The following is a 23,075-nucleotide window of genomic DNA, read 5'->3' as shown; positions in this document are numbered from 1 at the left end:
TCATATCGCGGAGAGCGGCCCGCCCTGGCTGCCCTCCGCTTTTTTTCTTGACCGGCGACGGTCAGGCAAATGCCATCTCGCCCTGCAATCGTGCGGTCGGCGCCACCGCGCGCCCAGGCAACGCCAGCGATGGCGGCGCGATCGGACCGATGTCGATGTCCGGATGATGCGTGTTGAAGAAGAAATTGAGCATCGGATGGCGCGCCTCGGTCCAGCGCTGCTGGAAGGTGGCGATCTCGAAGGCCATGACGCGGTGCGGGATATTGCCCACATGGCGCAGCGGCACCAGGCCATCCTCAGGGAACACATCGACGAACATCAGTTGCTCGTACTGCCTGTCGACGGGAGGACGACCGGTCGCGACCGAAAAGTCGATGGCGTTGTCTTCGCAATACATGAAGCAGGCCTTGACCAGTGCAATCTTGACCATGCGGCCAACGCGGCCTTCGTCGATACCGAGGCGGGTCGCTTCGACCAGGCGCTTGCCCTGCAGCCAGCCGGGCAGGACGATCGATTCCTCGACGCCCAGCGGGCGGTAGAGATTGGTGCGGATGCGGGTGCTGCCGATCGGCGTGCCATCCAGCTTCGATTCGGCCAGCAGGACGATGGTGTCGGCGTCGTAGTCGGCGGCCTCGGGCTGCGCCAGGCTGCGGGCGAATTCCGGGACGTGGCGGGCATAGGCCGCGTGGCGGATGCGCACGGCCTTGAGAAGATCCGCTTCGGTTTCGACCCGGCGGATAGTGAACGGCAAACGCTCGATCGCGCCTCCAGCGACGGGGCCGCGCGCGGTGCGCGGACGGGACGCTTTCGAGGGGTTGAACACAGCTGCTGGGAACAGCTCCATGGCGGTACTCCTGGGTTGATGTAAATGAAACAGGGTTGGTCTGGATCAAATTATCAATCCGCTCACGGAAAATCTAACTGCTGAGCAGGTGTACTTTTAGCCCTCTATTTGATTTTGCGTAAAGACGTATAGTAATGACAAAATAGTCGGGTTTACCGCAGCGCGCTTGTGCGTTGCCGCAAATCACTATTACAGCATGCGTGCCGTGCCCGATACGCGGATCGAGCCGCCCTGCCCATCGCCAAGCTCGGCCGTCAGGAGCGAACGCATGCCCATGTCCTCGCCCTGCACGATCTCGATGCGTCCGCCATGCGGCCAGCCGATGTCGCGCAGGTAACCGGCCAGCGCCGCGGTGCCGGCGCCGGTGGCCGGGTCTTCATAGACGCCTCCCGAGGCGAACGGATTACGTGTATGGAAGCGCTGCGGATGCTCGGACCAGGCCAGCACGACCGTCACCAGTCCGTGTTCGAGCATCAGCTTGCGGCCCGTATCCAGCGCATAGCGCATCGCCGCCAGCGCCGCGCGGCTCGACAGTGCCAGCACCAGGTGATCGGCCCCGCCATGGGCCAGCGCGGGCGGGATGCGCGGGTCGAGGTCGGCGCGGGTATAGCCGAACAGCACCAGCGCCGCATCGACCAGGCTCGCGTCGGCCGGCCTGCTGTGGGTCGGCGGCGACTGCAGCGCCGCCTGCACCCGCTCGCCGTCGCGCCGGCCCTCGACCATGATCGCGGCGGCATTCAGCTGCAGCGCGTAGCGGCCGTCGCCGTGGGCGCGGGCCAGTGCGGCGCCCAGGGCGATAGTGGCATGGCCGCAGAACGGCACTTCGGATTCAGGCGAAAAATAACGCACGCGCCAGAACTCGCCTTCGGGCGCGGCGAAGGCGGTCTCCGAAAAGCCGACTGCACGCGCGATGCGGGCCATATCGGCGGCCGGCGGCAAGCTGGCGCCGACCCAGACGCCGGCCGGGTTGCCGCCCTGGCCGTTGTCGTCGAAGGCGGCGATGCGCTGGATGTCCTTGGCTTGCATCTGGCGTTCCTCGTCGATGGAAAGGCGTCCATGATAGCGACAACAAGGCAAGCGCGACGTCTGCCGCCTGTTTCGGCGCGCCTGGCGAGGACAGGCGATTGCGCTCACCCTTACCGCGGCCACTGGAAGCGCAAGGCGCTAGTGCCGCGCCCCTTCGATCTTCGGCAACAGCGCCGCCATGATGCCCAGCAGCGGCAGGAAGGACGCGATCCGGTACACCTGGTCGATGCCGTGGATGTCGGCGATATGGCCCATGGCCGCGGCGCCCACGCCACTGATGCCGAACATCAGGCCGAAGAAGATGCCCGAGATCAGGCCGACCTTGCCCGGCACCAGCTCTTGCGCGAAGACGACGATGGCCGAGAAGGCCGACGACATCACCAGCCCGATCACGACCGACAGCACGCCGGTCCAGAACAGGTCCGCATACGGCAGCGCGATGGTGAACGGCGCCGCGCCCAGGATCGAGAACCAGATCACGCGCTTGCGCCCGATCCTGTCGCCGATCGGGCCGCCGGCAAAGGTGCCCGCCGCGACCGAGGCCAGGAACAGGAACAGGTAGAGCTGGGCGGTGCCCACCGGCAGGTGGAATTTTTCGATCAGGAAGAAGGTGTAATACGACTGCAGGCTGGCCATGTAGATGTACTTGGAGAACACCAGCAGCGCCAGCACCACCAGGGCCTGGATCACCTTCTTGCGCGGCAGCGCCGGACCGGCGTGCTGCGCGGCCTTCTTGATCATGTTCATCAGGTGGTTGCTGTACCAGCGGCTCACTCCGACCAGCACCGCCACCGCGACCAGCACCAGCAGCATGAACCAGGCGATCTCGCCCTGCCCGCGCCCCACCACGATGGCCGCGGCCAGCAGCGGGCCGAGCGCCGAGCCGGCATTGCCGCCGACCTGGAACAGCGATTGCGCGAAGCCGAAGCGCCCGCCCGACGCCAGGCGCGCCACGCGCGAGGCCTCCGGGTGGAAGGTGGAGGAACCGATGCCGATCATCGCCGCCGCGACCAGCAGCATGGCGAAGCTGCCGGCCCAGGCCAGCACACCCACGCCCAGCAGCGTCACCGACATCCCGACCGGCAGCAGGAAGGGAATCGGCCGCTTGTCGGTATACAGGCCGATCCAGGGCTGCAGCAGCGATGCGGTGCACTGGAAGGTCAGGGTGATCAGGCCGACCTGGGTGAAGCTCAGGTCGAATTCATGCTTGAGCAGCGGATAGATCGAGGGCAGCACGGCTTGCACGCAGTCGTTCAGCAGGTGAACGAAGGCGACCGCGAACAGGATTTGCATCACGGTGCCGGAAGCGGCGGGGCTGATCGTGGTAGTGGAAGTGGTACTGGTACTGGTACTGGAAGACGATGGTGTAGACATGGGACGGCAGACTCGGATTGCGCCAACGCGGTATGGACAATCCGACAGCATATGCCAATTTGACGGAACGCGCATGGACCGGTGAATTCGGCCCATGCGCGCTGTCAGCGTTGCCGATCCGTCCCTATTTCACCGGCACCAGGCGAATCGCCTGTCCACCGCCCGGCGCCAGCACCATCTTGATGGTGTCGGCACGCGTCACGTTGCGCTTCTCGATCGCGATGTCGAAGCGGCGCTGGTCGTCGCGGTAGTCGGCGTTGTCGCCGTCACGATAGATCTCGGCCACATAGGTCTTGCCGGCGTCCAGGAAGTCCAGCTTCAGGTCCAGCGTACGCTTGTTGCCATCGGTGACCGAACCGACATACCAGGCATCCGAATTGCGGTCCTTGCGCACGATGGTCACGTACTCGCCCACCGCGCCGTGCGGCACGCGGGTGTCTTCCCAGTCGGCCGGCACGTCCTTGATGAACTTGAACGGACCCGGATAGCGCTCGTAGTGCTCGATCAGGTCGGCCGCCATCTGCACCGGCGAATAGATCACGACGAAGTTGGCCAGCTGCTTGGCTTGCGTGGAGTTGAACGGCCGCTTGTCCTTGCCCTCCAGGCTCAGGATGCCCGGCGTGTAGTCGAGCGGGCCGCTCAGCATGCGGGTAAACACCAGGTTGGCCTCATGCTCGACGCTGTTGACCGGATTGCCCCAGGCGTTGTACTCGACGCCGCGCGCACCTTCGCGCGAGATCCAGTTCGGATAGGTGCGGCGCAGGCCGGTGTCCTTCACCGGCTCGTGGGTGTTGATCGCGATCTTGTAGCGCGCTGCTTCTTCGACCACTTTCTGGTAGTGGCGCACGCCCTCTTGCGAGTCGGTGTAGCCGAAATGGACCTTGCCGTTCTTGCCGATGAACTGGGCCGCGCCGCCGTCGGTCACATAGCCGGTCTTGATGCTGTCGACGCCGTGCCTGGCGTACAGCTTGAAGGCCGCGTCCATCTGCTTCTCGTAATGGGCGACATTGCCGCCGGTCTCGTGGTGGCCGATCAGGTAGACGCCCTTCTGCTTGCCATAGGCCGTCACGGCGGCGATGTCGAAGCTCGGATGCGCCTTCGTGAAGTCCATGTCGGCGCCGTTGCCGGCCCAGTCGCTGTCCCAGCCCGGGTTCCAGCCCTCGACCAGCACGCCGCGGAAGCCGTGCTTGGCCGCGAAGTCGATATAGCGCTTGGTGTAGTCGGTGGTGGCGCCATGCTTGGCGCCCGAGGCCCACGACTTGGTTTCCAGGTGCATGTCCCACCACACGCCGACGTATTTCGACGGTTTGACCCAGGAGACGTCGCCCAGCTTGTTCGGTTCGTTCAGGTTCAGCACCAGGTCGGACATGTACAGGCCCGCCGCGTCGTCGGCGATCTGCATCGTGCGCCACGGCGTGGTAAAGGCGCCGGTGCGCACCACCGGATTGCCGGTGGCCGATGGCGTCAGGTGCGCACGCAGGCGCTGGCCCTCGACCCGGCGCAGCCACATCGAGGCATAGTCGACCAGGGCCGCCTCGTGGAAGGCGATGTGGGTGCCGTTCTCCATGCGCACCGTCATCGGGGTGTTGGCCATGCCGACTTCACGCAGTGGCGACTTCTGGATCGGGTATTCCAGCGCCCAGACTTCGCCGGCCTGCTGCCACCAGGCGGTGGCCGGTTGGGCCACCACGAACTCGGTCAGCTCGTCGGCGATGTGCGTGGCGCGGTTGTTTGGCAGCTTGGGGAATTCATAGCGGAAGCCCAGGCCGTCGTCGTACACGCGGAACACGATCGCCAGGCGGCGGCCGTCGTTCTTCTTCACATCCACGCGCATCTGGCGATAGTGGTTGCGCACCGTGCGGCGCTCGCCCCAGGGCTGCTCCCAGCTGCCGTCATGGTCGGTGACCACTTGGCGTTCGATCTTGAAGCCCGAGTCCAGCGGTTTGTCGCTGCCCAGCACGAAACCCAGGCGCGACGGCGCGATCACCTGCTGGCCCTTGCGTTCGACCTGATACGACAGGCGCCCGTCCGGCGCGACCTGCACCGAGACGTTCAGCACCTTGCCCGGCGACTCGACGCTTGCGCTCATTGCTTCGGCCGCGAAGGCGCTGGAGCTCACCACCATGCCCAGCACCACGCAGCAATGCGTGGCCAAGCCGACATTCATGAATCTGGAAACCATATCTCTCCTTGTTTACTTCACCAGCACGCGGTAACTCCACGGTGCCATCTCAAAATCGGTCGATCCGCCCACGTCCACCTTCGCGCCGGTGGCGAAGTCGCGGTACGGCCCGTGGTGCAGCGTCTTCTCGAACGTGGCCTTGACCGGCTTGTCCGACAGGTTCAATGCGACGAACACCTTGTCCTTGCTGTTGGCGCGCACGAAGCTCAGGACTTGCTGCGGCGCGTTGTTCGGTACCTGCACCATCTGCGCGCCGTATTCGCCATTCCACAGCGCCGTATTGCCTTTCTTGAGCGCGATGAGCTTCTGGTAGAAGGCGGTGTAGGGCGACGCCTTCCACTCGATCGGATCGCGCTCGAAGAAGGCCAGCCGTTTGGTATTGCCGACCTCTTGCCCGTTGTAGATCATCGGGATGCCTTCGCTGACGAAGGAGAACACGATCGCCGCGTCGACCGCCGGCCCGAAGGCCTCGAACTCGGTGCCGTCCCAGGCGTTCTTGTCGTGGTTCGTCGTGTACAGCAGGCGATAGGCCTGGCGCGGGTAGAACTTGCTGTTCCAGGCGTAATAGGCATGCAGGCGCGTCGCATCCGAGCGGCCGCGCGCGATGTCGTGCAGCGCTTCCCACCAGGTCCAGGCATAGCTCGCATCGAAGGCCTCGCGGTGCATGTCGCGGCTTTCCCACTCGGCCAGCATGAACACCGGCTTGATGGCGCGCAGCTCGCGGCTGGCATGGTCCCAGAAGTCCTGCGGCACCAGGCCGGCGGCGTCGACCCGGTAGCCGTCGATGCCGGCTTCGGTCACCCAGTACTTCATCGCGTCCGTCATGTAGCGGCGCAGCTCGGGTTGACTGTAATCGAGGTCGATGATGTCGTCCCAGTTAAACCAGGGCGTCGGCTGCGGCTTGCCGTCCGGGCCCTTCGCATACCAGTCGGGATGCCGGGCCAGCAGCACATTGTCCCACGAGGTGTGGTTGCCGACCCAGTCGATGATCACGCGCAGGCCGAGCGCGTGGGCGCGGTCGACAAAGGCGCGCAGGTCGGCCAGCGTGCCCAGCTCCGGGTTCACGGCGCGAAAATCGCGCACCGCGTACGGGCTGCCCAGCGAACCCTTGCGCTTGACTTCGCCGATCGGGTGGATCGGCATCAGCCACAGGATGTCGACGCCCAGCTCCTTCAGGCGCGGCAGTTGGGCGGTGGCGGCCCTGAACGTGCCTTCCTGCGTGAACTGGCGCGTGTTGATCTGGTAGATGCTGGCGTTCCTGGTCCAGTCGGCGTGCTGGAACTGGACGTAGTCCTTCGGTTGGTAAGGATCGGCGGCCATCGCGGTTGGCGCGCCGGCCAGCAGCGCCAGCGCGACGCAGGACGGTGCCGCGAGTCGGGCAAGGGTAGGCTTGATGGGCATGGCGCGCTCGATCAGAACTTGTAGTTGAGACCGGCCGAGTAGGTGCGCCCGAAGTTGACGACGTTGGTGTATACCTTCGGATCGCTGGTGTACTCCCGGAACGGCTCATTGGTCAGGTTATGCCCTTGCAGGAACATCGACCAGCCCTGCAGCATGCCGCCCTGGAAATCATAGGACACCTGGGCATCGGCAATCGTCTCGCCCTTGATGAAGGTGAACTGCGATTCGCTGCGGTAGTCGAGGATCTGGCCGATGAAGCTCGAGCGGCGGTAGGCCGCCAGCGACACTTGCAGGCCGTGCTTCTCGTAGTACAGGCGCAGGCTGGTCACATTGCGCGACAGGCCGGGCAGGCCGATCTCGGATACCGCGTCGTTGAACACCGGCGCATTGCTGCCGGTGACGAAGGCGCTGGTCGGCAGGCGCACCGAGGAATCGGTGTGCGAATGGTTGACCTGGACACCGAAACCGTCCAGCGCATTCACCACCAGGCCGAACGGCAGGTTGGCCGACAATTCGATGCCGCGCATGATGCCGCCCTGCCCGTTCTGCGGCATGGTCAAAAAGCCGATCGTCGAACCCGCGTACTGGCCGGTGGTCGGCAGCGGCGTGCTCGGGCTGGTGTACTGGGCGAAGTCGAACATCTGCGGCGCATTGATCACGTAGTTGTCGAGCTTCTTGTAGAACAGCGCGGCGCTGACATAACCCTTCTTGCCGAAGTATTTTTCGTATGACAGGTCGAGTGCGCGCGCCTCATACGGTTTCAGTTCCGGATTGCCGGCAAAGCCGGTCAGCGCCGGATCGTCGGCGGTGGCGCTCTGCAGGCCGAAGTTCATGCTGGCCTTGAGGTTGTCCAGGTTGGCGCGCGAGACCTGCTTGCCGGCACCCAGGCGCAGCAGCTGGTCGTTGCCCAGGTCGAAGGTCAGGTTCAGGCTCGGCAAGACCTTGGTGTAGTCGACGCCGCCGGTCTTGACGACCGCCGGGCAGGTGTCGGTGGTGATGCCGGTGCAGTTGGCCAGGTCGACCTGGTTGCCGCTGGCGCGCTGGCGGGTATCCACCACCTGCACGCCGATATTGCCGCTGTACGGCAGCGACATCAGCGTGCCATCGAGTTCGCCCATCAGGTAGGCGGTGGTGACCTTCTCGCCCACCGTCCAGTCGCGCGCCAGCACGGTGGCGTCGACCCAGCGGTTCATGTCGTAGATCGTGCCCAGGCTGCCGGTCGGATCGAACGAGGCCACCGGGATACCGGTCGGGCCGGCGTAGTCGATGCCGGTGCCGGGAATCTGCGCGCTGGCATAGCCGTCGCCGCCGCGGATCGACAGGCGGCCCTCTTCTCCCAGGCGCGACTTGTCGCGCTTGGTGAAATTGACGCCAAAGCGCACGGCGGCCAGCGGACCCCATTCCAGGTCGCGCTCGGCCGACAGGCGCGCGGCCTGCACCTTGTCGTCGATGGTCGGCAGGGCCACGTAGCCGGCCTGCGGCGACAGCGGGCCGCCGCCCCAGCCGGCGACGTCGGTCAGCAGCGCCACGTCGCGGTTCGAATAATCCAGGCTCGGCGTGAAGCGCACGGCATTGTAATTGCTACCATTGAAGCCGCTGTAGCTGATCGAACCGAGCTGGCTTTCGGGCGTATTGCCCGGCTGGCCGGCGATGGTCTCGAAGTTGCTGATGCGCTTGGTGCCCTTCGAGTACGACAAGTCGTTCACGATGCGCCACTCGCCCACCTTGAGCTCATTGTTGACACCGACCGACAGCAGGCGGTCCTTGTTGGAGAACATGTGGTTGCGCACGTCGCCCTTGTAGTTGCTGAAGGTGCCGGCGGTGACGATCCCGTTCTCGATCGTGGCGTCGGTGAGCACCGCGTTCGGATCGTAGATGCCGGTGCCGCCGACGATGGCGCCTTCGAGGCCGGTCTTCTTGGTCGCCTCTTCGCCGCGCGAGTAGAACAGGTCGGCCGTGGAGCGGAACTTGTCGTTGGGGCGGAACTGCAGGGTGACCGAGGCGCCGTCGCGTTCGGCCTTGCGGCGCGAGGTCTCGGCCATGAAGCCGTTGATCGCCTTGACGGTCTGGCCGTTGTAGTCGATGTCGGCGGTGTTGGCGCCCCAGCTGTCGAATTTCAGCTCGCCGCCGTTGTCCTGCTTGAACGAGGTCAGGCCGACCGACAGGCCCAGTTTGCGGCCAAAGTACTGGTCGACATAGGTCAGCGTCTTGCGGTGGCCGGAACCGAGGTCGGAGCCGGAACCGAAGCCGATGCGCTCCTTGCGTGCATTGGCCGCGAACATGCGTTTGCCGAAATCGAGCGGACGCAGGGTGCGCAGGTCGATGGTCGAGGCCAGGCCCTGGCCGATCAGGCTCGCGTCCGGCGTCTTGTAGACCAGCACGCTGCCGGTCAGCTCGGACGGGAACAGGTCGAATTCGGGGCTGCGCGCATCGCTGGTCGAGGCCTGCTCGCGGCCGTTGAGCAGCGAACCGTTGAAGGTCGGCGACATGCCGCGCACGCTCACCTCGGTCGCCTTGCCATTGACCTTGCTGCGCTGGGTGGTCACGCCCGACAGGCGCGAGATCGACTGGGCGACGGTGGTGTCGGGGAGCTTGCCGATGTCTTCGGCGGATACGGCTTCGACGATCGAGGTGGCGTTGCGCTTGATCTCGATGGCCGCTTCGATGCCGCGCCGGATGCCGGACACGTTGACGGTGGCGATCGGCGCCTCTCCCGTCACCGTCGCCGCTGGGCGGACGGCGTCCTCGGGATCCTGGGCGCCGGCTTCCTGGGCGTGCAGCGGCGCCGCCATCATCATCAGCGCGCAAGCGCCTGCAATAGAATGCAACTGGAAATGTGACTGAAAGCGCTGGCGCCGCGCGCCGTCCCGACGTGTCGTCATTGTCTGTCTCCTGATTATATTTATTCCAACTTGATGTTGGTTGGATGCGATGGTCCAATATCGCGCGGGCCGGGTCAACGCATGCGCTGAAGCGAATCTGAAGATTGGCCGGCGCCCTGTCGGTACGCCGCACTGGTAAACTCGCGCCATGAAGATTCTCATGATCGAAGACGATCTCGCCATCGGCCAGGCGTTGTTGTCGGTATTCCAGGACGAAGGCCATAGCGCGATATGGTTGCGCATGGCGGCCGATGCCGAGGCGCGCATCCGCGACGAGGCCTTCGACGCGGTGGTGCTCGACCTTGGCCTGCCCGACGGCGACGGCAACGACCTGCTGCGCACCCTGCGCGCCGACGGCGTGCGCCTGCCGGTATTGATCATCAGCGCGCGCGACAGCCTGCAAGACCGCCTGAAGGGCTTCGACCTGGGCGCCGATGACTACCTGATCAAGCCGTTCGAGATCCCCGAACTGCTGGTGCGCCTGCGCGCCATCGTGCGCCGCGCCCACGGCACGCTGGAAGAAAACCTGTGGACGGCGGGCGACATCGTGCTCGACGAGAACCGCATGGCGGTCACGCGCGCGGGCCAGCCGGTCACCCTGTCCAAGACCGAGTTCGCGCTGCTGCTGACCCTCATGAAACAGGCCAACCGGGTATTGACGCGGGTGGAGCTGGAACGGCGCGCCCTGCCAGCCGCGGATGGCCAGGGCGGCCAGAGCCAGACCCTGGACGTGCACATCTTCAACCTGCGCAAGAAGATCGGCGAGGGCGTGATCCGCACCGTGCGCGGCGTCGGCTATATGGTGCAGCAGGATGCTTAGGCGGCTCGCCAACCGGCCGTCGTCGCTGTTCCAGCGCCTGATGTTCAGCTTCACGGGCGTGATCATCGGCGTGGCCATCATCGGGTTGGTATGGGTATTCCTCGAGGCCAAGGCGACCCAGCGCAGCCGCACCTTCAGCGAGAACAAGGCGCACACCGCCAATATCCTGGCCCACCTGTCGGATGTCGGGCCGAATGTAGCGCGCATGCTGCCGGTGCTGGAAGAAATCGAGGCGAATCGGGTGCGCATGTTCCAGGAACTGGATTACCACTCGCACGTGCGGGTGCGCGTCTGGCTGCACGGCCGCCTGGTCTACAACTCCGCGCCGGAGCTGCCCGAGCGGCTGCCTGAAGTCGCCACCCGCGAGGCCTATGCCTGGGTGCGCTGGGAAGCGCGCGACGCGCTCCAGGGCATCGTGGTCGAGCGCAGGCACGAAGTCGACGACGAATGGATGTTCTCGATCGGCGGCGTCGGATTCCTGCTGTCCTCGACCATCTTCAGCCTGCCGCTGCTCCTGATTCCTGCCTGGCTGATCGTCGGCATCGGCCTGCGTCCGCTGCGCACGATCGCCTCGCACATCGCCCAGCGCTCGGACGCCGACCTGACGCCCCTGCCCGATTCCACCTACCGCGAACTGTCGCCGCTGGTGGACGCGATCAACGGCCTGATGGCGCGGCTCTCGCAACGCATCGAACACGAGCACGAGTTCCTGACCGATGCCGCGCACGAACTCAAGACGCCGCTGGCGGCGATCCAGATCAATGCCCACGTGCTGATGAGCCGCGCCGGCAACGAGGTCGCCGAGCGCTGCGCCGAGCCCGCGGCAGGCCTGCGCAGTGGCGTGGCGCGCGCCACCCACACCGTGCACCAGCTGCTGGCATTGGAACGGGCGCGCGCCGAACCGCAGGTCGACCATCCCCGCCCGCTGACCGACGTCGCCGAATTCGTGCGCGACCGGGTGGCGGCGGCGGCCCACCTGGCGGTTGCGCGTAATATCGAGATCGAGTTCCACGCCGATGGCGAAGGCAGCCTGCCGCTGCACCTGGAAAGCATGGCGTCGGCGGTCGATAACCTGATCAGCAATGCGATCAAGTATTCGCCGCAAGACGGCCGCATCGCGGTGCGCCTGACGCGCATCGGCCACATCTTCTGCCTGGCGATCGCCGACCAGGGCCCGGGCATTGCGCCCGAGCTGCGCGACAAGGTATTCGACCGCTTCTACCGGGTGCCGGGACAGGAGCAATCCGGCAGCGGCCTGGGGCTGGCGATCGCCGAACGCGGCGCGGCGCGCAACGGCGGCATCATCGTGCTGTCGGATGGCGAAGGCGGTCGCGGCCTGACCGCGACCATCGAGTTCGCCGGCGCCGCGGCCTGAATCAGTCCTGCATCAGGAACGGCAGCACGCGCGCCAGCAGCGCATCCGGCGCTTCTTCGGCGATGTAGTGACCGCAGGGCAGCGCCTCGCCCTGCACGTCGTCCGCAACCAGCTGCCATTCCCTGAGCGGATCGAAGCAGCGCCCGACCACGCCCTGTTCGCCCCATAGCGCCAGCAGCGGCATCGCGAGCTTGCGGCCCGCATCGCGGTCCACCCGGTCGTGTTCGAGGTCGATGCCGGCGGCGGCCCGATAATCTTCGCAGATGCCGTGGGCAGCGCCCGGCAGGGCCAGGCAGCGCTGGTACTCAAGCAGCGCGCGCGGATCGAACGGCGCCAGGCCGGCGCTGCGCTTGCCCATCACGTCGCGCACGTAGGCGCCAGGGTCGGCCTCGATCAGGCGTTCGGGCAGCGGCGCCGGCTGGATCAGGAAGAACCAGTGCCAGTAGGCGCGCGCGAACGCTTCCGAGGTCTGTTCGTACATCGCCAGGGTCGGTGCGATATCGAGCAGGGCCAGGCGCTCGACCGCTTGCGGGTGGTCGAGCGCCAGCCGGTGCGCGACGCGCGCGCCGCGGTCGTGGGCCAGCACCTTGAACCGCTCGACACCCAGCGAACGCATGACGGCCAGCGCATCCTGCGCCATCGTGCGCTTGCTGTAGTTGGAATGGTCGGTATCCCCTTGCGGCTTGCTTGAGTCGCCATAGCCGCGCAGGTCGCAGGCGACCACCGTGAAATGCTGGGCAAGCTGCGGCGCGACCTTGTGCCAGATGGCGTGGGTTTGCGGGTGGCCATGCAGGAGCAGCAGCGGCGGGCCGGAGCCGCCCGCGACGGCGTTGATCGCGATCGACGGCGCCACCTCGACCTGCAGCGAGCGGAAGTTGGGGAACAGCGGTGTCATGGTGTCGATATCTTGAATGGATGGATGCGTGGCCGGCTACTCTAGCACGCCTGCTTCCCTCCCCGGGTACTGCAACCCTGGGTTTATGCCGCTGACATGTTCTTACATGAGCCTGACATTTCGACAATTGTTGTAAAGACGCATTGAACGGTCTTAACGAATTGACACTCTTGATTGTGCTGCGCAGTATGAACTGGAGGACAACGCCTCGCCCTTTCCCAAGACCACCGCCGTAGAACAAAAAAAGGAATCAGCACCATGCAGAAAGCCAGGACGGAAAAGACAGCACTCGCCATCGCGATCGCCACACTGTGTGCCGGCATCGCCCAGGCCCAGGAAGCCATGCCATCACCCGACGCCACTGCCGGCGACGCCGCCACGGTCGTCGTCACCGGCACCCGGGTCGCCAACCGCACCGCGCTCGACACCGCGGCGCCGGTCGACATCATCTCGTCCGAGACCCTCAAGAATGCCGGCAGCACCGAGATGAACCAGGCGCTGTCGCTGGCCCTGCCTTCGCTGAACTTCCCGCGGCCTTCGATCACCGACGGCACCGACACCATCCGCCCCGCCACCCTGCGCGGCATGGCGCCCGACCAGACCCTGGTGCTGATCAATTCCAAGCGCCGCCATGCGTCCTCGCTGGTGAACGTGAACGGCTCGATCGGCCGCGGTTCGGCGGCGGTCGACCTCAACACCATTCCCACCGCAATCGTGAAATCGGTCGAGGTGCTGCGCGATGGCGCCGCGGCGCAATATGGATCCGACGCGATCTCGGGCGTGGTCAATATGCGCCTGCGCACCGACCGCGATGGCGGCGAAGCGAGCGTGACCTATGGCGCGCGCAAGACCGAATACGATCTCTGGAATGACGCCGTGCCCGCCGGCGGCACCTGGTCGGGCCCGGATTCGCGCAAGCGTACCGACGGCCAGACCGCCACCGTCAGCCTGTGGAAAGGCCTGGCCCTGGGCGAATCGGGCTTTTTGACCCTGGCCGCCGAGTACCGCGACCAGCACCGCACCGAACGCACCGGCTACGATATGCGCCAGCAGTACCCGCGCGTGAACGGCGGCTTCGACCCGCGCGAGAACACCATCAACCGCTTCAATGCCTGGACCGGCGAGCCGGAACTCGAACAATCCACCCTATTCGCCAACGCCGGCAATGACCTGGGCGGCGGCGTCAAGGTGTATGGCTGGGCCAGCTATCAGGACCGCGACGCGACTTCGGGCGGCTACTTCCGCCCGCCGCAAGATGTGCGCAACATCCCGTCGATCTATCCGGACGGCTTCCTGCCGCTGATCTCGCCGACCGTCAAGGATTTCTCGATGACGGGCGGCGTGACCTGGCAAGCCGGCCAATGGGATATGGACGCCTCGCTCGGCTACGGCAAGAACAAGATGGAGTACACCATCGAGAACACCCTGAACCGCTCGCTGGGCCCGACCAGCAAGACCGCGTTCTACGCCGGCGGTTATTCGTATGACCAGACGGTGTTCAACCTGACCGGCGTGCGCAGCATCGAATTGGCCTCGCTGTCGTCGCCGCTGAACGTGGCGGTGGGCGTGGAGGCGCGCCGCGAAGGCTACGAGTTGTTCGCCGGCGAAGAGCAGTCGTGGAGCTATGGCGGCGAAGTGCTGCCCAACGGGACGCCGGCCGCGCCAGGCGCCCAGGTGTTCCCGGGCTTCCGTCCGGCCAACGAGGTCGATGCCCACCGCAACGCGGTCGGCGCCTTCGTCGACCTGGAAGCGAATATCACCCCGGAGCTGCTGGCCTCGGCCGCGGTGCGCGCCGAAAAGTATTCGGACTTCGGCAATAGCGTGGCCGGCAAGCTGGCGCTGCGTTACGACTTCACCAAGTCGTTCGCCTTGCGCGGCGCGATCCAGAATGGTTTCCGAGCGCCGTCGCCGCAGCAGCAGTATTTCACCGCAACGTCCACCAACTTCATCAACGGCATCCCCTACGAGATCACCACCTTCAAGCCGTCCGACCCTGTGGCCGTGGCGCTGGGCGCCAAGCCGCTCGACGCCGAGGAATCGGTGAACGCTTCGCTCGGCGCCGTCCTGCGCCTGGGCGCCGTAAGCGTGACGGTCGACGCCTACCGCATCGACATCGACGACCGCATCATCCTGTCGGAGAACCTCACGCAGGCGAATGTGCGCGACTACATCGCCAGCCAGGGCTTCATCGGCGTGGGCGGCGGGCGCTTCTTCATCAATGGCGTGGACACCACGACCAAGGGCGTGGACGTGGTGATCAACTGGGCGCATAACGCGGGCGCGGCCGGCCGTTTCGACTTTACGCTGGCAGGCAACTACACCGACACCGAAGTCACGAAGGTGCCGGTGACCGAGCAGCTGTCGAACCTGAGCCCTTCCCCGGTGCTGTTCGACCGCGTCAATGTGCTGTCGCTTGAGAAAGGCCAACCGAAGAACAAGATCAGCGCCAACGTCAACTGGAAACTGGGGCCATGGGGCGCGACCCTGCGCGCCACGCGCTATGGCGAGGTACTGTCGCCGGGCACCACGGCGGCCTTCGACTTCGAGCTTGGCGCCAAGACCGTGGTCGACCTGGAAGGACGCTTTGCCGTCACGCCCAAGCTGACCCTGGCGCTGGGCGCGGACAACGTTTTCGACCAGTACCCCGAGACGCTGCCGCCGGCGATCAATACCACCAGCAATATGCCGTTCTCGACCTATGCACCGTTCGGGCGTTCGGGTCGGTATATCTACGGCCGCGCGACCTATGCGTTCTGACGCTGGTTGAACGCATGGGCGGCAGAGCCGCCCACCCTACCGGTCAAGCACCTCGCCCAGCCTGCGGGCGAGGAAATCCACCAGCGCCGCCACCCGCGGCGCCAGCGCGCCCTGCTTGTAGAACACGGCCCACACGGGCTGGGTCCACGGCAGGGTGTGCTCTTGCAGCACCGGCACCAGTCGCCCCGCCTCGATGTCGGAGCGTACCAAAAACTCCCCCATCGACCCCACTCCGGCACCGTGCAAGACCAAGTGGCGCACCGTCTCGCCGCTCGACGCCAGCACCTGCGGCGTGACCGTGTAGCCATCGCCGCCCGCGTGCAGCAGCGGCCAGGTATTGAGCGAGGCCGGCGCCGCAAAGCCCACGGTGCGGTGCTGCGCCAGCTCGGCCGGGTCGCGTGGCACGCCGTGGCGCTCCAGGTAGGACGGCGCCGCCACCACCCGCAGCTTGCCCGTTCCCAGGCGCCGCGCATTGAGCGTGGAATCGGGCAGCGCGCCGATGCGGATCGCCAGGTCGGCCCGCTCCTCGATCAGGTCGACGTAGGTCTCGCCGCTGGTCAGTTCCAGCTGCACCAGCGGATATGCGTCCAGGAAGTCGGGAATCAGGGGCGCCAGCAAATGGTCGAAGGCCGGCGTCGAGGCATTCACCCGCACCAGTCCTGACGGCTGCGAGCGGCGCGCTTGCGCCTCGGCCTCGGTATTGGCCAGGTCGAGCAGGATGGCGCGGGCGCGCTCGAGCAGCCAGGCGCCCTCCTCGGTCAGTTGCAGGCGCCGCGTGGTGCGGTGCATGAGCGTCATACCCAGGCCATCCTCGAGCCGCGAGATGGTGCGCGACACCCCGGACGGTGTCTGTCCCAGGCGCTCGGCTGCGGCCGAAAACGAGCCGGAATCTATGACTGCAACAAATACAATCAAGGCATCGACATCGATCATTGATGACTCCAGCTCAAAAGTCCATTGTACAGCGGCCTATTTTTCCTTGCAGTCAGGCGCGGCACACTGCATGCCTGCGTCATTCCTGCCCTTTTGAGGTAACGGTAACAACAAGGAGAATCGTATGCCACTCGCACTCTGGGCGCTCACCTTGAGCGCCTTCGCCATCGGGACGACCGAATTCGTGATCGTCGGCCTGATCCCCACCATCGCCGCCAGCCTGGACGTGTCGGTGCCCTCGGCCGGCCTCTTGGTCAGCCTGTACGCGCTGGGCGTCGCCATCGGCGCGCCGGTGCTCACGGCCCTCACCGGCCGCGTGCCGCGCAAGCAACTGCTGCTCGGCCTCATGGTCTTGTTCACGATCGGTAACCTGGTGGCCTGGATGGCGCCCAACTATGCATCCCTGATGGCCGCGCGCGTACTCACGGGCCTCGCCCACGGCGTGTTCTTCTCGATCGGGTCGACCATCGCCACCAGCCTGGTGCCGAAGGAAAAAGCCGCCAGCGCCATCGCCCTGATGTTCACGGGTCTCACCGTGGCCCTGGTCACCGGCGTGCCGCTCGGGACCTTCATCGGCCAGCACTTCGGCTGGCAGGCAACCTTCCTGGCGGTGTCGCTCTTGGGCGTGGTCGCCGCGGTCGGCAGCGCCATCCTGGTGCCGTCGAATATCGCCGGCAGCGCACCATCGAGCCTGCTGACCCAGCTCGCGGTGCTCAAGAAACCGCGCCTGCTGCTGGTGTACGCCATGACCACGCTGGGCTACGGCGGCACCTTCATCGCCTTCACCTACCTGGCGCCGATCCTGCAAGAGGTCTCGGGCTTCCCGGCGTCGACCGTCAGCCTGGTGATGCTGGTGTATGGCGTCTCGGTCGCGGCCGGGAATATCTGGGGCGGCAAGCTGGCCGACCGCCACGGCCCGGTGCGCGCGCTGCAGATCGTGTTCGCGCTGCTGGCCGTCGTGCTGCTGGTACTGACCTTCACCGCGCCCAGCAAACCGCTGGTGCTGCTGACGGTGCTGGCCTGGGGCGCGGTCGCCTTCGGCAATGTGCCCGGCCTGCAGGTGTATGTAGTGCAGCGCGCCGAACGCGATGCGCCGCAGGCGGTGGACGTGGCCTCGGGCCTGAACATTGCCGCCTTCAACGTCGGCATCGCGCTGGGCGCCTGGGGCGGCGGCCTGATCGTCGCCAAGCTGGGCCTGATCGCCACGCCGTGGATCGGCGCCCTGGTCGTCGTCGGCGCCCTGCTGCTCACGACCCTGGCCGGCTGGCTCGATCGGCGCGAAGGCGTGCCGGCCAAGGCGGCCGTGCGCAGCGCCGTCGTTACCCACTAATGAAGTCGAAAGGACCCATCATGTACATGCCTCAACTCGGACTCGGCACCTTCCGCCTGCAAGGCCAGGCCGCCATCGATTCGGTCGGCACCGGCCTGGAACTGGGCTACCGCCACATCGACACCGCCCAGATCTACGGCAACGAGCTCGAGGTGGGCCAGGCGCTGGCCGCGTCCGGCGTGCCGCGCCGCGAGGTCTACCTGACCACCAAGATCTGGACCGAGAACCTGGCCTTTGATAAGCTGGCCGCCAGCCTGAAGGACAGCTTGCACAAGCTGCAGGTCGAGCAGGTCGACCTGGCCCTGATCCACTGGCCATCTCCCGGCGCCGCGGTCTCCGTGGCCGAATCGATGCAGGCCTTGCTGGCGGCGCGCGAGGCAGGATTGACCGGCGCGATCGGCGTGTCGAATTTCCCGGTGACGCTGATGCGCGAGGCGGCCGACGCAGTTGGCGCGGCGAACATCGCCACCAACCAGGTCGAGCTGCACCCGTATTTGCAGAACCGCAGCGTGGCGGCATTCGCCGGCGCGGCCGGCATCCACGTCACCGCCTATATGCCGCTGGCCTACGGCAAGGTGATGGAAGACCCGGTGATTGGGGCCATCGCGCGCCGCCATGGGGCGACGCCGGCCCAGGTGACGCTGGCCTGGCTGCTGGCCAAGGGCTACGCCGTCATCCCGTCGTCGACCAGGCGCGAGAACCTGGCCGGCAACCTGCAAGCGCGCTCGCTCGTGCTGAGTCTCGATGACAGCGCCGCCATCGATGCCCTCGATGTGCAGGATGGCGGCGGCCGCCTGGTCAGCCCCGATTTCGCACCGCAATGGGACTGATGCGTTACTGATCCAGCTCTTTGTAACGGCGGAAGATACCCTCTTCATTAAAAGGGATCCGCCGCTCCGATGCCAGGTAGGCGGCGATGTTCGGCCGCGCGGCCACCCGGTCGCGCAGGCCGGTCAGGACCGGATGCTCCTGCTCGATCTTCTTCATCGCGTTCGGGAAGGCATAGCGCAGGCCCTCGATCACCTGGAACAGCGACAGGTCGGCATAGGTGAGCTTGTCGCCGGTGAGGTAGTCGCGCGGCTCGGGATTGGACAGCAGGCGCGCAAAATAGCCCATGAATTTGGGAATGCGCGACTCGATGAAATCGGCCGAGCGCCGCAGCGCCTCGGGCTTCTGGTCTTCGTAGTACAGCGCGGACGCGATCGGGTGGTGGGTATCGTGGGCCTCGGTCACCAGGTCGGCGATGGTCAGCTGCAGCTGGTGCACCCACAGGCGGCCCGGATCGGTGCGCGGCGCCAGGCCGTGCTGCTCGCCGAGATAGAGCAGGATATTGGCCACCTGGCCGATCACCAGCTCGCCGGACTTCAGGAACGGCGGCGCGAACGCCGGATATTCCTCGACCTCGAGCGCCGCCATCAGCAGGTCGACGCCGCCTTCGCGGCGCGCCACGTCGACATAGTCGGCCCCCGCTTCTTCCAGTGCCAGGCGGACGAATTCACCGCGTCCCTGGATGCTCGGCCAATAAAACAGTTCATACGCCATCTGGTGCCTCCCTCGCTGGTTGGTTCCGGCGCATTATCGATGATGAATGAAGAAGCGTGGCGCGCCGCAAACATGGTAGTCTTGTCGTGCATGCCTAAAAACAACCATAAGTAATCACGTCCAAAGAGAGCACCATGACCTACCATCCCCGCCTTGGTTCCCAAGCGCTGTTTGCACTGCGTCCTGGCACGAGTTAGCAATTCGGCACATAATTGCACAGCGGAATTATTCTTGCTATTGCGCTGAGCATGGCCCGCCACCCCATGGCGGGTAGTTTGCAAGACAAAGCCCTTTATGCCGAATGGAGCGCTCGATGATCTTCGCTCGATTGACCCAACGCTGGCACGCCGTGCGCTACTGGCGCGAGCACCAGTCCCTGTCCCGCCTCAAGCTGGTGCGCCGCCTCGAAAACGCGCCCGACGACGACCTGTTCCGCCGTGTCAGCGGCCGCGACTACCTGGCGCGCGGCCTGGGAGTGCGCGAGCGCATGCGCTGCGTGCTGGCCCATCACCGCTTCGAGGACGCCACCTTCAACGGCGCCTGGCGGCAAGCCGTGCACCAGGGCGGCCTGGCCCTTTGGCAGCACGAGGACGATGGCGGCAGCTTCCATTTGCGGCTCGAACATGCGCCTCGCATCGACCCGGAAGGCGAACTGACGATTTCGCTGGTCGTCGACGGCACGGTCCTGCACCGCCTGTCCTGGACCTGGGTCGAGGGTGCCGTGGTAGGCGTCGACCTGCCGACCGTGCCCTTCATCTCGCGCAATGCCGGCCTGTGGCGCGATGCCGGGGGCGCCTTCGATGCCTTCGAGCGCGTCTTCCCCAATAATTCGCCGAGCTTCTTCTGCTTCGCCGCCCTGCAGGGTGCGGCGCAGGCGCTGGGCTTCGACCGCGTGGTCGCGGTGCGCGGCAGTGCCCACGTGGCCTACGATGCGGCGCAAGACAAGGCGTTTGAAAACGCCTACGACGGCTTCTGGCGCATCCTGGGCGGCGCCGAGCTGGATGCGCGCAGCTTTGTCGTGCCGCTGCCGTTCTACCTCAAGCCATTGCAAGATATGCCGTCCAAGCACCGCAAGCGCGCGGCCCAGCGCCGCGAACACTGGCGCGCCATCGGCGATGCCGCGCGCAGCGCACTGCTGCGCCATATCGTGACGCCGGCCGCCACCCCGCCGGTAGCGGCCGAGGCGCCGTCGACCGCCAGGGCCTGAGTGGCGCGAATCCGACGGTCTTGACAGAATCACCACGGCCGCCGTAGGCCGTGGTACACTCGCGCTTCGCTAGGGGTCCTGGAATGCTGTTCCGGGTGAGAGATACCCTTCGTACCTGATCTGGATAATGCCAGCGAAGGAAAGCGCAAAGCAGCATCTCCATTCGTTTGCCCTTCCCCCACGTTGGCTCCGGCTTTGATAAAAGCTGCGCGCAATGTGGCGCGCGAACACGAGCAAACCATGACATTCACTTCGAAGCACACCATCCTCGCCTGCGCCATCGTGCAGGCGTTTTCCCTGTCGTCCCAGGCATCGGCGCAAGAGGCCACGCAAGCAGCGGTATCGTCGGTGGTCGTCACCGGCAGCAAATGGATCGCCCTCGACCGCGCCAGCGTGGGCGGCTTCTCCGACATGCCGCTGCTCGACTCCCCGGCCTCGATCACCTCGATCAGCCAGGGCCAGATGCAGGACCTGTCGATCCGCAGCGCAAGCGACGCGGCCCGCTACGACGCCTCGATCGGCGATGCCTACAACGCGATCGGCTACGCCGAGCAGTTCTCGATCCGCGGCTTCGCGCTCGACAACGCCACCAGCTACCGCAAGGACATGATCGCGATCTCGGGCGACACCCAGATCCCGCTCGAGAACAAGGAACGCATCGAGGTCCTGCGCGGCCTGGCCGGCCTGCAGGCCGGCGTCGCGGCGCCGGGCGGGATGATCAACTTCGTCACCAAGCGTCCGACCAATGCGCCGCTGCGCCAGGCCACCGTCGAAGTGCGCGAGCGCGGCACCGTGTACGGCGCGGTCGACCTGGGCGGCCGCTTCGAGGACCGCCGCTTCGGCTACCGCATCAACGCCGCCGCCGAAGACCTGAAATCCTACGTGCGCGGCGCCGACGGCGAGCGCCAGTTCGTGTCGGCCGCCTTCGACTGGCAGATCACGCCGGACGCGCTGTTCCAGATCGACCTCGACCACCAGCACAAGGCGCAAATCACGGCGCCGGGTTATCAGCTGCTGCGCAACGAAGTGCTGCCGACCGGCGTCTCGGCCAAGACCCTGCTCAACGACCAGCCCTGGACCAAACCGGTCGACACCGACAGCAGCAATCTCGGCCTGCGCTTCGAATACCGCATCAACGACGCGTGGAATGCCACCGTCAGCGCCAACAAGCACTGGTTCAAACGCGACGACTTCACCGCCTTCCCGTATGGTTGCAGCAACGAGGGCGACGGCTACTATCCGGGCTACTGCTCGAACGGCGACTACGATGTATACGACTTCCAGAGCACGGGCGAGCGCAAGACGCCGTGGGGCCTGCAGGCGATGCTGCAGGGCCGCTTCGCCACTGGCGCGGTGCGCCACGCCCTGACCGTCGGCGGCTCGTATGCCGAACGCCACGACAGCTTCGGCGAATACGTCTACGACTACGTCGGCTCCAGCAATATCTGGAACAACGCCATCGTACCGCCAGTGGCGAGCGACCGCGTGACGGGCCCCGTGATGGAGCGCCGCGCGACCCAGGAGCGCTCGCTGTTCGTGCAAGACGTGATGACCCTGTCGCCGCAACTGTCCCTGCATGCCGGCGTGCGCTATGTGAAGCTCGAGCTCGACGCGCTGGAAGAAATCGAGGGCGGCTGGGTGCATACCAAGGATTCATTCGCGCTGCCGAACGTGGCGCTGGTGTATGCGCCGGCCCAGGACTGGCGTGTGTACGGCTCGATCAGCCATGGCCTGCAGTATGGCGGCATCGCGCCGATGGAAACCACCAACCAGAACACCGCGCTGCCGCCGAGCCGCTCGAAGCAGCTCGAGTTCGGGGTCAAGCGCAATGTGAACGAGCAGCTGGCGCTGTCCGGCGCGCTGTTCGAGATCCGCCAGGGCCTGGAATACACGAACGCCGCCAATACCTTCGTGCGCGCCGGCGAGCAGACCCACCGCGGCGTCGAGCTGTCGGCACAGGGCCTCGCCACGCCCGACCTGAACTACAGCCTGTCGCTGATGGCGCTCGATACGGATCAAAAGGATACCGGCGACGCCACCACCGAAGGCAAGCGCGTGACCAATGTGCCGGAGCTGCGCACGACCGCCTGGGTCGAGTACGCGGTGCCGCAGGTGGCAGGGCTGAAGCTCGACGCCCAGTGGCAGTACTCGGGCAACAAGGTGTTCGATCCGGCCAATCGCGTGAAGGTGCCGGCTTACCACGTGGCCGGATTCGGCGCGTCCTACCTGCTGCGCGCGGGTGGGCTGAACACGATCATCCGCGCGCGGGTGGACAATGCCTTCGACAAGTTCTACTGGCGCGATGTGACGCAGTCGCTGGGTGGGTATTTGCTGCCTGGGGCGCCAAGGACGTTCAGGCTGTCGGCGCAGATCGATTTCTGATTCTTGATTTCACCGTTACCCCTGTATGGCTGCAGTTGCAAAAATACGGGGTAGCGTAACAGTATAAGTATTTAGGTGGCTGCTGTTTTTATGTCACCGGCAGAGCATTCAAATGTGTACCGATC

At 65.7% G+C, this 23,075-nt stretch carries 16 protein-coding genes and 1 riboswitch; of the genes, 7 read left to right on the top strand and 9 right to left on the bottom strand.

Annotated elements, in window-relative coordinates; genetic code table 11:
* Positions 1 to 61: 61 nt before the first annotated feature.
* The 6 genes from E8M83_RS11325 to E8M83_RS11300 form a co-directional block, all read right to left on the bottom strand.
* Entirely contained in the window at positions 62 to 844 is a 783-nt protein-coding gene (locus E8M83_RS11325) for a hypothetical protein (RefSeq protein ID WP_137173468.1), read from the bottom strand.
* Positions 845 to 1,033: 189 nt separating this feature from the next.
* Positions 1,034 to 1,870 (bottom strand): PhzF family phenazine biosynthesis protein, encoded by an 837-nt coding sequence (locus E8M83_RS11320; RefSeq protein ID WP_137173467.1) that lies wholly within the window; start codon positions 1,868 to 1,870, stop codon positions 1,034 to 1,036.
* Between the two features lie 138 nt (positions 1,871 to 2,008).
* Positions 2,009 to 3,163, bottom strand: coding sequence for an MFS transporter (locus tag E8M83_RS11315; RefSeq protein WP_170976767.1), 1,155 nt, complete (start codon positions 3,161 to 3,163; stop codon positions 2,009 to 2,011).
* 205 nt (positions 3,164 to 3,368) lie between these two features.
* A complete protein-coding gene (locus E8M83_RS11310) occupies positions 3,369 to 5,426 on the bottom strand; it encodes a glycoside hydrolase family 97 protein (RefSeq protein ID WP_137173465.1) in 2,058 nt (685 codons plus the stop codon).
* A gap of 12 nt (positions 5,427 to 5,438) precedes the next feature.
* Positions 5,439 to 6,827 carry an alpha-amylase family glycosyl hydrolase gene (locus tag E8M83_RS11305; RefSeq protein ID WP_206077448.1) on the bottom strand — a complete coding sequence of 463 codons (1,389 nt, stop codon included), beginning with the start codon at positions 6,825 to 6,827 and terminating at the stop codon, positions 5,439 to 5,441.
* 11 nt (positions 6,828 to 6,838) lie between these two features.
* Positions 6,839 to 9,709, bottom strand: coding sequence for a TonB-dependent receptor (locus E8M83_RS11300; RefSeq protein WP_137173464.1), 2,871 nt, complete (start codon positions 9,707 to 9,709; stop codon positions 6,839 to 6,841).
* Between the two features lie 160 nt (positions 9,710 to 9,869).
* Between E8M83_RS11300 and E8M83_RS11295 the strand changes: the two genes are divergently transcribed.
* Together E8M83_RS11295 and E8M83_RS11290 are read left to right on the top strand one after the other, a co-directional pair.
* The gene (locus E8M83_RS11295) at positions 9,870 to 10,529 is read left to right on the top strand and encodes a response regulator transcription factor (protein WP_307721854.1); all 660 of its coding nucleotides are present in this window, start codon (positions 9,870 to 9,872) and stop codon (positions 10,527 to 10,529) included.
* Entirely contained in the window at positions 10,522 to 11,904 is a 1,383-nt protein-coding gene (locus E8M83_RS11290) for an ATP-binding protein (RefSeq protein ID WP_137173462.1), read from the top strand. Before E8M83_RS11295 ends, E8M83_RS11290 begins: the two co-directional genes overlap by 8 nt.
* Before the next feature lies 1 nt (position 11,905).
* Here the strand turns inward: E8M83_RS11290 and E8M83_RS11285 are convergent, their stop codons facing one another.
* Positions 11,906 to 12,799: an alpha/beta fold hydrolase gene (locus tag E8M83_RS11285; protein WP_137173461.1), complete on the bottom strand. Its 894-nt coding sequence runs from the start codon at positions 12,797 to 12,799 to the stop codon at positions 11,906 to 11,908.
* A gap of 258 nt (positions 12,800 to 13,057) precedes the next feature.
* Here E8M83_RS11285 and E8M83_RS11280 point away from each other — a divergent pair, with 258 nt between their 5' ends.
* Positions 13,058 to 15,556 (top strand): TonB-dependent siderophore receptor, encoded by a 2,499-nt coding sequence (locus E8M83_RS11280; protein ID WP_137173460.1) that lies wholly within the window; start codon positions 13,058 to 13,060, stop codon positions 15,554 to 15,556.
* A 36-nt stretch (positions 15,557 to 15,592) separates the two neighbouring features.
* Here the strand turns inward: E8M83_RS11280 and E8M83_RS11275 are convergent, their stop codons facing one another.
* On the bottom strand, positions 15,593 to 16,489 hold the full coding sequence (locus E8M83_RS11275) for a LysR family transcriptional regulator (RefSeq protein ID WP_137173459.1): 897 nt from the start codon (positions 16,487 to 16,489) through the stop codon (positions 15,593 to 15,595).
* A gap of 124 nt (positions 16,490 to 16,613) precedes the next feature.
* On the opposite strand from E8M83_RS11275, the gene E8M83_RS11270 reads away from it, so the two are divergent.
* A complete protein-coding gene (locus E8M83_RS11270; RefSeq protein ID WP_137173458.1) occupies positions 16,614 to 17,819 on the top strand; it encodes an MFS transporter in 1,206 nt (401 codons plus the stop codon).
* Positions 17,820 to 17,839: 20 nt separating this feature from the next.
* Positions 17,840 to 18,649, top strand: coding sequence for a 2,5-didehydrogluconate reductase DkgB (gene dkgB / locus E8M83_RS11265; protein ID WP_137173457.1), 810 nt, complete (start codon positions 17,840 to 17,842; stop codon positions 18,647 to 18,649).
* Between the two features lie 4 nt (positions 18,650 to 18,653).
* Here dkgB and E8M83_RS11260 read toward each other — a convergent pair whose 3' ends face one another.
* Positions 18,654 to 19,361 carry a glutathione S-transferase gene (locus E8M83_RS11260; RefSeq protein WP_137173456.1) on the bottom strand — a complete coding sequence of 236 codons (708 nt, stop codon included), beginning with the start codon at positions 19,359 to 19,361 and terminating at the stop codon, positions 18,654 to 18,656.
* 313 nt (positions 19,362 to 19,674) lie between these two features.
* Here E8M83_RS11260 and E8M83_RS11255 point away from each other — a divergent pair, with 313 nt between their 5' ends.
* Both E8M83_RS11255 and E8M83_RS11250 read left to right on the top strand, forming a co-directional pair.
* Positions 19,675 to 20,568: a DUF535 family protein gene (locus E8M83_RS11255; RefSeq protein ID WP_137173455.1), complete on the top strand. Its 894-nt coding sequence runs from the start codon at positions 19,675 to 19,677 to the stop codon at positions 20,566 to 20,568.
* Between the two features lie 61 nt (positions 20,569 to 20,629).
* A riboswitch (TPP riboswitch) is annotated at positions 20,630 to 20,727 on the top strand.
* Positions 20,728 to 20,808: 81 nt separating this feature from the next.
* Positions 20,809 to 22,950, top strand: a complete 2,142-nt coding sequence (locus E8M83_RS11250; protein WP_137173454.1) for a TonB-dependent siderophore receptor — start codon at positions 20,809 to 20,811, stop codon at positions 22,948 to 22,950.
* Positions 22,951 to 23,075: the final 125 nt, after the last annotated feature.

The organism is Massilia sp. HP4, from assembly GCF_005222695.1.
Lineage (GTDB): Bacteria > Pseudomonadota > Gammaproteobacteria > Burkholderiales > Burkholderiaceae_D > Telluria.
Note: the sequence above shows the minus strand (reverse complement) of the source record. Positions and strands in the feature narration are given on the sequence as shown.